This is a genomic window from Pseudoalteromonas sp. CH_XMU1449-3, assembly GCF_037027245.1.
In the GTDB taxonomy this organism is placed as follows: domain Bacteria; phylum Pseudomonadota; class Gammaproteobacteria; order Enterobacterales; family Alteromonadaceae; genus Pseudoalteromonas; species Pseudoalteromonas shioyasakiensis.
Map to the genome: position 1 here is coordinate 434,836 of NZ_JAYMDY010000001.1, position 11,238 is coordinate 446,073.

Sequence of the window (11,238 nt, forward strand, 5' to 3'; positions counted from 1 at the left end):
AGAGCGCTTCGAGTACGAGGCAAAATGGAGAAGACAATGATTTTACTTGTAGCTGTAACAGGCCGAGATTGCAGCCAATTAATTGCTCGATTACAAGCGTTATTACCAGAGGTTGACGTGCAGCTCTGGTCTGAATGCACCGACTACGAAGCTGTAGAGTTTGTACTGGCTTGGAATGCCCCTGCTGATTTATGGCCTAAGCTAGTAAATTTAAAAGCAGTTTCTTCATTTGGTGCAGGCGTTGATAGCATCGACTTAACGAAGATAGCTGCGCATGTCCCCGTTGTTAGAATTGTTGATGATAATCTTGCAAATGATATGGCAGAGTACGTGTTGACCCATGTGTTGGCACACAAGCTGAGACTCAAAGAATATTATTTAAAACAATCAGCCAGTACTTGGAAGCCAAAGCGAGCGTATTCACATCAACATGTGGGTATTTTGGGTTATGGTGAACTAGGTAAAGCCTGTGCTAAGCGTTTACTCGCAAATGGCTTTAGAGTGAGTGCTTGGTCTAATAGTGAAAAACACGATGCTGAAGTAAGTACCTATTACACACAGCAGGGATTAGATGACATGCTTGGTCAAATTGATTATCTCGTGTGCTTGCTGCCACTTAACCAACACACTCAGGGTATCATTAACAAATCACTGCTAAGTAAATTGCAAAATCATGCGGTGCTTATTAATGTTGCCAGAGGCAAGCATGTTGTCGATGAAGACTTGCTTGAAGCTCTTGATAGTGAGCAATTACGTGGCGCTACCCTTGATGTGTTCAGCGAAGAGCCTTTACCTAAGGTGCATCCTTATTGGTCTCATGAAAAGGTGACCTTAACACCTCACTGTGCTGCATTGTCAGATTTAGAGACTGTGACGCTGCAAATTGCGGGTAATGTAAAAAGATTAATTGAAGGTAAAAGTCTAATAAATCAGGTTGATAGAACAAAAGGTTATTGACACATTACAAATTAGTTTAACATACACCTTGTTAACATCTGTAACTTTGCTATTCTGTTGTTGCTCAATAAAAAAACAATAATAAAAAAAGAGGCGTTATGAAATCTAATCAAGGTGGAGCTAAATTTAGTCTAGTCGTAGTGTCAGTAATCGTTCTTGGTGTTTCAGCATGGTTTAATCAAGCGAATGCGTCGGAGCAGCCAGCTCAGGCTATTGAAGTTTGCCAATCATAACCAACCAATCACAGTTAATATGTGCAGCATGTTTTTATGCTGCACTTCAATCACTTATTCTATCAACTTCTTTTTGAATGGATTTCTCTGTTCTCGTGTTTCTTCTCGTCTGATTTTTTAATCATCACATACGTCGCACCGCTACCACCATGATGCTTAAGGGCGCTATGAAAGGCTAAAACCGCTGGAATTTCTTGCAGCCACTTATTGGTATAGCTCTTTAAAATACCCGGCTGTGATTTATTTTTGATACCAATACCATGGCGAATTAGTACGACACGAATATTTCGTTTATGGCAGTCATCAATAAAATTAAAAAGCGTACTGCGCGCTCGTTGAAGAGGCTGACCATGCAAATCAAGCGTGGCATCGAGTTGATATTTAGCTAAACGCAGATTTTTATATACTTGGCCTTGTACGCCATCTTTTTTAAATGCCAATATGGCATGAGGATCTAATAGCTCAACGAATTCAGTACGTAAATAGTTTTCATCAATTGCTAAATCACACTCAGCTGCTTTACGTTTTTCTTGTTGCGCTAAAGAAGGGCCCTGTTTCGTAGAATCAAACTGAACAGTGTCATGCTTAAGAGGTTTTACGTCTTCCATTGATGAGAGAAATAAGTCGAAGTCGTTTAATGACACAGTGCACCTCCAAATTATTTATATACGACTAATATGGTATCTCAGTTCAATCATTTTGTAAGTAAAAAAAAGCCCAAGCAGAGGGCTGCTTGGGCATAAAAGCTGATAGATGGGATAGCCTATTCTATCAATTTATCTTAGGAGAAGATTAACCTTGATTGATATTCAATTGGCCAAATGTGTAGACCTTGAATAAATAAAATGTGTTGATCAACACCAAGCTCATATTTGAGATAACGCTTGATGACATCAGATCTAAACTAAACGATAAAAATAATAAACTACACGCGCTAATCGCTGCAAAACGCAGTAATGTAAGCTGGTTAATAAAAAATGCACCTAGTCCTAGTGCAAGTAACGTTAAGTTTAAAAGCCAATCTAGCTCGTTTAGCATGGTCGTATCTGATCGTGTCTGTGTTGAAAAAGGAGCGCCATTATGGTGATCTTTTACACAGCTTTCAACCAAGTAATTTTAAATTTTCGGATTAGATTTTTTAATCCATTATTAGCTTTTTCATGGCAGCAAAAAAACCACTTTGCTCTGTCACGCGATACTTCTGGCAGGTATCTGGTTTGCGCTTATCCTGGCACAGGTAAATAATGTTGCGGCTTAGGTCTGCACGGGGGCTGAGGGTTGAATCAAATAAGTTTGCACCATAACCAAAAACCCCTGGCCAAAATACACTTTGCGAGACCATACCTAGCTTTTCATAAGTGATTAACACAGGTTTGGGCGTAATTAGCAGAATTAATACAACTGCTGCGAGCGCATACCAGCGTGTTTTACTTTTTTTAAGTTCGACTTCAGGAACGCTTTGCTGCGCAGCTTGTGCACGCGCTTGTTGCTGGGGGGCGGGTCTTTGGCGCTTTGCTTGTGTTGGTTTTTTTCGTGCAGGTGTTTTACCAAGCAAAGATTGTTTTTTTATTTTATTAGACATAAAGCTTATCTGGCCTTTTAAACATAGGTCTCTATAATGAGATTATAACGAAGTTTTTGATATAATAGTCAAATTCAAATCACTTATAGCTTAAATGCGTTACACTCTACAGTGCAATGAGTGTTTATCTTCATAGTTTAAGAGGAATAGTATGGATACGCAGCTTTCAATTCTTATTGTGGACGACGTAGGCACAGTTCGCAGTTTTTTAAATCAAACATTAATGCACCTAGGTATCGATAATGTGCGTGAGGCTTCTACGGCCGCGCAGTGTTTAAGCGCATGTAAAGAAAAAGAGTTCAATATTATCTTTTTAGATATTGAATTACCCGATGGTGACGGCAAAGAGATTATCTCGCAAATCAACGAAATTTCGCCTGAAGCAAACGTAGTAATGGTTTCAGCTCATTCAACAGTAGAAAACGTTAAAGAAGCGATTGAGAAGGGCGCTAAAGGGTTTGTAGTAAAACCTTTCACACCTAAGAAGATTGCCGCTATGCTGAAAAAGTTTTACCCAGAGCTCGAAATTGTCTAGCTAGTACTTTAATGAGGCATATATAACACGTGCCTTGTTAAATTACAGATAAAAAAAAACCGGCAAAAGCCGGTTTTTTCATATTCATCAAAAACAAATTACAGCGCTTTGATTTTAGCTGCTAAACGGCTCTTATGACGAGCTGCTTTGTTCTTGTGGATTAGACCTTTAGTTGCGTAACGGTCTAGGATAGGTGTTGCAACAGCGAATGCCGCTTGTGCAGCTTCTTTGTCGCCCGCTTCAATAGCAGTAACTACTTTTTTGAAGTAAGTACGCATCATTGAACGACGGCTTGCGTTATGTTGACGATTTTTTTCGCTCGTAATAGCGCGTTTTTTTGCAGACTTGATGTTAGCCAAGGTTTGCTCCTAACAATCTTAAAATAAGCTTAATTTAAAGGCCGTGGAATATGCCTGTTTTTATCATGAATGTCAACGAAATTTTGACATCTCAAGAAAAACTGCTCCTTATAACGAACATCAATTTGCCGCTTTAGCAGTTAATATCGCCATTGTAACAAAGGGTCGGGTTCGAGCCTAGTGCTTTAAAGATATTTTAGGCATAATCGCCCATCTTAGAAGTTTTTTGATAATGGGTTTAAGGTGGCAAAAGGATTATTTCGTTCTGGGATGATTGTTAGTGCAATGACGATGATCTCGCGTATTTTAGGGTTAGTACGAGATGCTGTTGTGGCAAATCTGCTAGGTGCCAGTGCTGCTGCGGATGTGTTTTTATTTGCCAATCGAATTCCTAACTTTTTAAGACGTTTGTTTGCCGAAGGAGCCTTTGCCCAAGCTTTTGTGCCGGTTTTATCTGAGATAAAAGAGCAACAAGGCGATGATAAAGTCAGGCTGTTTGTGGCTCAAGCTGCCGGTACGTTGGGAACTATTTTATTAATTGTCACCTTGTTTGGGGTGGTTGCCTCTCCAGTCATAGCTGCTTTATTTGGTACTGGCTGGTTTATCGACTGGTGGCAAGGAGGCGAAAATGCCGAAAAGTTCGTACTGGCTAGTGCACTGTTAAAGCTGACTTTCCCTTATTTATTTTTTGTGAGTTTGGTTGCTCTAAGTGGTGCGGTTATGAACGTATATAATCGCTTTGCGGTGGCTGCATTTACCCCTGTGCTGTTGAATGTATCAATTATCACGTGTGCTGTTTTTCTACACGATAAATTTTCGGTGGGGGCATACGCGCTTGCCATCGGCGTGTTTGTAGGGGGCTTAGTACAGTTATTGTTCCAGTTGCCATTTTTGTATCGTGCCCGCATGTTGAGCCGCCCTAAATGGGGCTGGCAAGATGAAAACGTTAAGAAAGTCCGAAAACTCATGCTACCAGCCTTGTTTGGCGTGTCTATCAGTCAAATAAACCTGTTACTCGACACCATGATCGCCTCGATGTTGATGACCGGCTCTATCGCGTGGCTTTACTACTCAGACCGTTTAATTGAGTTTCCTCTTGGCTTATTTGGTATCGGTATAGCAACGGTCATACTGCCCGCATTGTCTAAGCTACATAGCACCAAAAGCACAAAAGATTTTCAACTAACCCTCGACTGGGGGGTGAGATTTGTTATTTTCTTAGGCTTGCCGGCCATGTTTGGTTTAATGGTGATAAGCCCGCTCATTATTACGGTTTTATTTGATCATGGTGCGTTTCAAAACGGTGAAATTGATCATGTAAAGGCGGTAAGTTACGGTGTGATGGCCTACTCAGTGGGACTGGTTAGCTTTATGTTAATCAAGGTGTTAGCTCCAGGTTTTTATTCACGTCAAGATACTAAAACGCCGGTAAAAATAGGCATTAAAACATTGGTGTTAAATATGGTGTTTAACATTATGTTGGCTCCATTTATTGGCTATTTGGGTTTAGCATTAGCAACTGCGATGTCGGCCAGTTGTAATGCCTATTTGTTGTATCATCAATTACGTAAAGAAGGCGTTTATCAGTTTTCTGCGATGAGCCTTAGCTTCACCTTTAAGTGTTTGTTTTCAAGTTTATTAATGGCTGCTGCAGTGTGGTATGTTGGCCAGCAATTTACGTGGAAAACATGGCACTTTACTGAGCAAGTGTTGCTGTTGAGTGGGTTATTAGTGCTGGCGGTTTTTGTTTACTTTGCGGCCTTATTTATTTTAGGTGTGCGACTAAATACGATAAAAAGTGTTGCAACTACTGAATCAAACTAAAAAAAAGATTATAATCGGCCCTTCAAGCCCGATATCAATGTTTTGGGCTCGCTGATAAAGGCAAAAAGGTGGCATGGAGTTAATTAGAGGTATTCACAATATTCGCGCGCAGCATTATGGCTGTGTGTTGACCATTGGTAATTTTGATGGCGTGCACTTAGGTCATGCAGAAGTGATTAAAGGCTTGTTGCAAGACGCAGAAAAGCATCAATTGCCAAGTACCGTGATGTTATTTGAGCCTCAGCCACAAGAGTTTTTTGCTAAAGATAATGCACCCGCGCGTTTAACGCGACTACGTGATAAGCTCAGTTTGCTTGCTAAATTAGGCGTAGAGCGAGTGATTTGCATTAGCTTCAATCAGCAATTTGCCAACATGGAAGCAGAACAGTTTGTCAGCCAAGTACTGGTTGAAAAGCTAGGCGTTAAAGCATTAACTGTTGGTGATGACTTTTGTTTTGGCAAACGTCGTCGTGGCGATTTTGCGTTACTGAAAACCATGGGCGCTGAGCTGAACATGGATGTGAAAAGTACTGCAAGTTTTCGCAGACTCAATGATAGAGTCAGTAGTACCCTTATTCGCCATGCGCTTGCTGCAGGGCAATTAGAAGATGCAAAAACCATGTTAGGTCATGGTTATGCGATTTCTGGACGTGTTATTCATGGCTGGGCGAAAGGTCGTGAATTAGGGTTCAGAACTGCCAACATAGCACTAAAACGCCAAGTATGCCCTGTAAATGGGGTATTTGCGGTACGAGCTAAAGTTGGTGATAAAGAATTATATGGGGTTGCAAATATTGGCAACAAACCCACATTTAATGGAACACGCGCATTGCTAGAAGTCCATCTTTTCGACTTTGCGCAAGACATTTACGGACAATTTATGCACGTGGAGCTAATTAAAAAGCTTCGCGATGAGAAAAAATTCGAGACATTAACACAACTGACGGCGCAGATTGCAGATGATGTAACCGCCGCTAAGCAGTGTTTTGGTTTAAATTAGGTAGCCGATACGGAAAGTAGGATTAATGAGCGACTACAAACATACTTTGAATTTACCGGAAACAGCGTTTCCAATGCGCGGCAATTTGGCACAACGTGAACCAAAGATGCTTAAGACATGGTATGAAGACGATCTTTACGGTCAAATTCGCAGCGCTAAAAAAGGTAAAAAAACCTTCATTTTGCATGACGGTCCTCCGTATGCAAACGGTGATATCCATTTAGGCCACTCGGTAAACAAAATTCTTAAAGATATTATTGTTAAGTCAAAAACTTTGTCTGACTTCGACGCACCTTACGTGCCGGGTTGGGACTGTCACGGTTTACCAATTGAATTAATGGTTGAAAAGAAAGTGGGCAAGCCAGGCGTTAAGGTGTCTGCTGCTGAGTTCCGTGAAAAATGTCGCGCATACGCAAAAAAACAAGTCGAAGGTCAAAAAACAGACTTTAAACGTCTTGGTGTATTTGGTGACTGGGATAAGCCTTACTTAACAATGAACTTTGACTTTGAAGCGAATGCAATTCGCGTACTTGGTCGCATCATTAAAAATGGTCACTTACACAAAGGTGCTAAGCCTGTTCACTGGTGTACAGATTGTGGTTCAGCACTTGCTGAAGCGGAAGTTGAATACCAAGATAAACAGTCTCCAGCAATCGATGTGCGTTTTCAGTTTGCTGATCAAGATGCTGTAATCAATGCGTTTGAACTTGCTGAAGGCCATGAAGGTACAGGTGCTGTTAGCACAGCAATCTGGACAACAACACCTTGGACATTACCAGCTAACCGTGCAGTTGCGGTTCACGAAAAGCTTGAATATGCCCTTGTTCAAATTGATGATGAAGGTGCACAGCAACGTCTAATTTTAGGTTCTGAGCTAGTTAAAGATGCTATGGACCGTTATGGCTTCAAACATTACCACGTACTCGGTTATGTAAAAGGTGCGGCACTTGAGAACTTGCAGGTTGCTCACCCATTCTATGACTTCACAGTGCCTGTGATTGTTGCTGATCACGTAACAACTGATTCTGGTACTGGTGTTGTTCATACTGCACCTGGTCACGGTCAAGAGGATTTCGCGGCAGGTCTTGCTTATGGTTTAGAAGTGGCTAACCCAGTTGGTGCTAACGGTGTTTACTTACCTGACACACCAATGTTTGCAGGTCAGCACGTATTTAAAGCGAATGCGAGCGTTATTGACGTATTAACTGAAAACAATGCGTTATTGCATCATCATGCACTTACGCACAGCTACCCACATTGCTGGCGTCATAAAACTCCTATTATCTTCCGTGCTACGCCACAGTGGTTCGTAAGTATGGACCAAGCTAACCTTCGTCAAGATTCATTAAGCGAAATCAAAAAGACTGAGTGGTTACCTGAGTGGGGCGAGAGCCGCATTGCAAACATGGTTGAAGGCCGTCCTGATTGGTGTATTTCACGTCAACGTACATGGGGTGTGCCAATTGCATTATTCGTTGATAAAGACACTGGTGCGCTTCATCCGAATACCGAAGAGCTAATTGAAGAAGCTGCGAAGCTGGTTGAAAAATCAGGTATTCAAGCTTGGTATGACTTAGATCCAGCAACCTTACTTGGCGATGATGCTGAGCAATACATGAAAGTACAAGATACGCTAGATGTATGGTTTGACTCAGGTGTGACTCACGCATGTGTGGTTGATGCACGTGAAGATTTAACCGGTCCTGCTGATCTTTACTTAGAAGGTTCTGATCAACACCGTGGTTGGTTTATGTCGTCAATGATGACATCGGTTGCTATTAATGGTCATGCGCCATATAAGCAAGTGCTAACACATGGTTTCACGGTTGATGAAAATGGCCGCAAGATGTCTAAATCATTAGGCAACGTAATTTCGCCACAAAACGTGATGAACAAACTAGGTGCTGACATCTTACGTTTATGGGTTGCATCAACTGATTTTACAGCTGAAATGACTGTATCTGATGAAATCTTTAAACGTTCAGCAGACCGTTATCGTCGTATTCGTAACACGAGCCGTTACTTACTTGCGAATTTAAATGGTTTTGATCCAAAAACTGATCAAGTTGCTATTGAAGACATGGTTGAGCTTGACCGTTGGATTGTGGGCCGCGCAGCTGAGCTTCAAGATGAAATCTTAGCGGCTTATGACAAGTATCAAATGCTGCTTGTAACGCAAAAGCTAATGAACTTCTGTACTGGTGAGCTTGGTTCGTTCTACCTAGACGTAATCAAAGATCGTCAATACACAGCGAAAAGCGACAGTCATGCGCGTCGTTCATGTCAAACTGCGCTTTATCACATTGCCGAAGCAATGACGCGTTGGATGGCACCGATCTTAAGCTTCACCGCGCAAGAAATTTGGGAAGCATTACCAGGTGAGCGTGACAAGTTTGTATTCACTTCAGTATGGTACGATGGCTTGCAAGCCTCTTCACAAGGTAAATTCAGCAACGATGATTGGTTAACAATCCTTAACGTGCGTGATGAAGTAAACCGTGTACTAGAAGCAGCTCGTAAAGAAGAAGTTATTGGTGCTACTCTACAAGCAAACGTAAACATTTATGCAGGTGAAGAGCTAAGCGCGAAATTAGCTGCATTAGGTGATGAACTGCGCTTTGTACTATTAACGTCAGGCGTAACCGTTGAAACTGTGACAGCACAGCCAGAAGATACGCAAGCTACAGAAATTGATGGCTTATACATTAAAGTTGCTGCAACAACCGCTGAAAAATGTGAGCGTTGTTGGCACTACTGTGATGATGTAGGTGCTGATCCTGCTCACCCTGAGATCTGTGGCCGTTGTGTAAGCAATGTTGATGGCGATGGTGAACAGCGTCAGTTCGCATAGGAGTTGTTTGTGAGCAAACTAGCCGGAAAAAGTGGCTTGGTTTGGTTATGGCTTAGTCTACTACTTTTGGTAGTAGACTATGCGACAAAATCACTTGTCGTTAGTACCATGGCCTACGAAGAGTCGATTGATATTCTGCCATTTTTTAATTTCACTTATGTACATAATTATGGTGCAGCCTTCAGCTTTTTAAGTGATTCAGGTGGCTGGCAGCGTTGGTTCTTTAGTTTGATTGCAGTGTCGATCAGTGTGCTTTTAGTATGGTGGCTGAAGCGTTTGCCAGCGACGAACAAAGTATTATGTTCTGCTTATGCGTTAGTATTAGCCGGTGCAATAGGCAATTTATACGACCGTATCGCTTATGGCTATGTTATTGACTTCCTGCATGTATATTACGAAAACTGGCACTTTCCTGTTTTTAATATTGCCGATTGTGCAATTTGTATCGGTGCCGCATTACTTTTATTTGATGCCTTCACAGGCGAAAGTCCTAAGGAGCAACAAGCATGAGCCAAGCTGTAATTGGTGAAAACTCTGAAGTGATCTTTCATTTCTCAATTAAGTTAGAAGATGGCTCAGCAGCCGATTCAACCAAGGTACATAATAAACCTGCAAAATTGCGAATGGGTGATGGTAGCCTGACAGCAAACTTTGAAAAGTGTTTACTCGGTTTAGCTGCTGGTGACAGTAAGTCATTTGCATTAGAGCCAGAAGATGCATTTGGTCAGCCAAACCCAGATAACATTTATTATGTTGACCGCAGTAAGTTTGGTGCAGATACTCCAGCTGAAGTAGGTAATATTATTGCCTTTACTCAACCAGATGGCACAGAGCTTCCGGGTCTTGTTCGTGAAGTTCAAGGTGACTCAGTCACGATTGACTTTAACCACCCTCTTGCAGGGCAGCGCTTAACCTTTGAAGTTGATATTTTAGAGGTAACAGGTTAATGGACATTTTATTAGCGAATCCACGTGGCTTTTGCGCAGGTGTAGACCGTGCAATTAGCATTGTGGAGCGTGCACTGGATATCTTTGAAAAGCCAATTTATGTGCGCCATGAAGTCGTTCACAACCGATATGTTGTTGATGGCTTAAAAAATCGCGGTGCTGTGTTTGTTGAAGAGCTAGATCAGGTTCCTGACGACAGCATTGTTATCTTCAGTGCGCATGGTGTATCGCAAGCTGTTCGTAGTGAAGCAAAGCGTCGCGACCTTAAAGTGTTCGATGCCACTTGCCCACTGGTAACAAAAGTGCATATGGAAGTAACACGCGCAAGTCGTAAAGGCACTGAGTGCGTGTTAATTGGTCACCATGGTCATCCTGAAGTAGAAGGCACAATGGGGCAGTACGACAACGAAGCGGGTGGTATTTACTTAGTAGAAACCCCTGAAGATGTTGCTGGCCTAACGGTTAAAAACCCTGAAAACCTGTTTTACTGTAGCCAAACGACGTTATCTGTAGATGATACGGCAGATGTAATTGATGCACTTCGTACTAAGTTTCCGGCAATTGATGGCCCGCGTAAAGATGACATTTGTTATGCTACGCAGAACCGTCAAGATGCAGTCCGTGATTTAGCAGATAAAGTGGATGTGCTGCTTGTAGTAGGGGCTAAAAATAGCTCTAACTCAAATCGTTTACGAGAACTTGCTGACAAAATGGGCACCACTGCTTATTTAATTGATGATGCGAGTAATGTTGAAGCGGATTGGTTCAACAGTGTCAATGCAGTGGGTGTGACTGCAGGTGCATCTGCACCAGAAGTTTTAGTTCAACAAGTAATTGCTCGTCTAAAAGAATTGGGTGGCAATCAAGTTGTTGAAAATCCTGGTGAAGAAGAGAACATAGTATTTGCCGTTCCTGTTGAGCTACGCTAATCTAAGCAAATAGTAGTCAAC

The 11,238-nt window shown here is 41.8% G+C and carries 13 protein-coding genes; 9 read left to right on the forward strand and 4 right to left on the reverse strand.

What is annotated here, in order from left to right:
• Window positions 1–36 precede the first annotated feature (36 nt).
• Together WA256_RS01820 and WA256_RS01825 are read left to right on the forward strand one after the other, a co-directional pair.
• On the forward strand, window positions 37–957 hold the full coding sequence (locus WA256_RS01820; protein ID WP_304636511.1) for a 2-hydroxyacid dehydrogenase: 921 nt from the start codon (window positions 37–39) through the stop codon (window positions 955–957).
• A 98-nt stretch (window positions 958–1,055) separates the two neighbouring features.
• Window positions 1,056–1,190: a hypothetical protein gene (locus WA256_RS01825; RefSeq protein WP_335988640.1), complete on the forward strand. Its 135-nt coding sequence runs from the start codon at window positions 1,056–1,058 to the stop codon at window positions 1,188–1,190.
• A gap of 62 nt (window positions 1,191–1,252) precedes the next feature.
• On the opposite strand, the gene smrA is transcribed toward WA256_RS01825, so the two are convergent.
• The 3 genes from smrA to WA256_RS01840 all read right to left on the reverse strand — a co-directional run bounded on the left by smrA (window position 1,253) and on the right by WA256_RS01840 (window position 2,772).
• The gene (gene smrA, locus WA256_RS01830; protein ID WP_054561916.1) at window positions 1,253–1,834 is read right to left on the reverse strand and encodes a DNA endonuclease SmrA; all 582 of its coding nucleotides are present in this window, start codon (window positions 1,832–1,834) and stop codon (window positions 1,253–1,255) included.
• 148 nt (window positions 1,835–1,982) lie between these two features.
• Window positions 1,983–2,228: a hypothetical protein gene (locus tag WA256_RS01835; protein ID WP_054551958.1), complete on the reverse strand. Its 246-nt coding sequence runs from the start codon at window positions 2,226–2,228 to the stop codon at window positions 1,983–1,985.
• Between the two features lie 100 nt (window positions 2,229–2,328).
• Complete coding sequence (locus WA256_RS01840) at window positions 2,329–2,772, reverse strand: hypothetical protein (protein WP_054561915.1); 444 nt, start codon at window positions 2,770–2,772, stop codon at window positions 2,329–2,331.
• A gap of 151 nt (window positions 2,773–2,923) precedes the next feature.
• Here WA256_RS01840 and WA256_RS01845 point away from each other — a divergent pair, with 151 nt between their 5' ends.
• Complete coding sequence (locus WA256_RS01845; RefSeq protein ID WP_054561914.1) at window positions 2,924–3,307, forward strand: response regulator; 384 nt, start codon at window positions 2,924–2,926, stop codon at window positions 3,305–3,307.
• Window positions 3,308–3,405: 98 nt separating this feature from the next.
• On the opposite strand, the gene rpsT is transcribed toward WA256_RS01845, so the two are convergent.
• Window positions 3,406–3,666 (reverse strand): 30S ribosomal protein S20, encoded by a 261-nt coding sequence (gene rpsT / locus WA256_RS01850; RefSeq protein WP_054561913.1) that lies wholly within the window; start codon window positions 3,664–3,666, stop codon window positions 3,406–3,408.
• Window positions 3,667–3,909: 243 nt separating this feature from the next.
• Between rpsT and murJ the strand changes: the two genes are divergently transcribed.
• The 6 genes from murJ (at window position 3,910) to ispH (ending at window position 11,217) form a co-directional block, all read left to right on the forward strand.
• Entirely contained in the window at window positions 3,910–5,490 is a 1,581-nt protein-coding gene (gene murJ / locus WA256_RS01855) for a murein biosynthesis integral membrane protein MurJ (RefSeq protein WP_335988648.1), read from the forward strand.
• A gap of 73 nt (window positions 5,491–5,563) precedes the next feature.
• Entirely contained in the window at window positions 5,564–6,490 is a 927-nt protein-coding gene (gene ribF / locus WA256_RS01860; protein WP_062564282.1) for a bifunctional riboflavin kinase/FAD synthetase, read from the forward strand.
• A 25-nt stretch (window positions 6,491–6,515) separates the two neighbouring features.
• Window positions 6,516–9,341, forward strand: a complete 2,826-nt coding sequence (ileS, locus tag WA256_RS01865) for an isoleucine--tRNA ligase (RefSeq protein ID WP_062564283.1) — start codon at window positions 6,516–6,518, stop codon at window positions 9,339–9,341.
• A 9-nt stretch (window positions 9,342–9,350) separates the two neighbouring features.
• Window positions 9,351–9,851 (forward strand): signal peptidase II, encoded by a 501-nt coding sequence (gene lspA / locus WA256_RS01870; RefSeq protein WP_335988652.1) that lies wholly within the window; start codon window positions 9,351–9,353, stop codon window positions 9,849–9,851.
• A complete protein-coding gene (gene fkpB / locus WA256_RS01875) occupies window positions 9,848–10,288 on the forward strand; it encodes an FKBP-type peptidyl-prolyl cis-trans isomerase (RefSeq protein ID WP_055020954.1) in 441 nt (146 codons plus the stop codon). Before lspA ends, fkpB begins: the two co-directional genes overlap by 4 nt.
• Window positions 10,288–11,217, forward strand: coding sequence for a 4-hydroxy-3-methylbut-2-enyl diphosphate reductase (gene ispH, locus WA256_RS01880; protein WP_062564284.1), 930 nt, complete (start codon window positions 10,288–10,290; stop codon window positions 11,215–11,217). The genes fkpB and ispH overlap by 1 nt, the downstream gene beginning before the upstream one ends.
• Window positions 11,218–11,238: the final 21 nt, after the last annotated feature.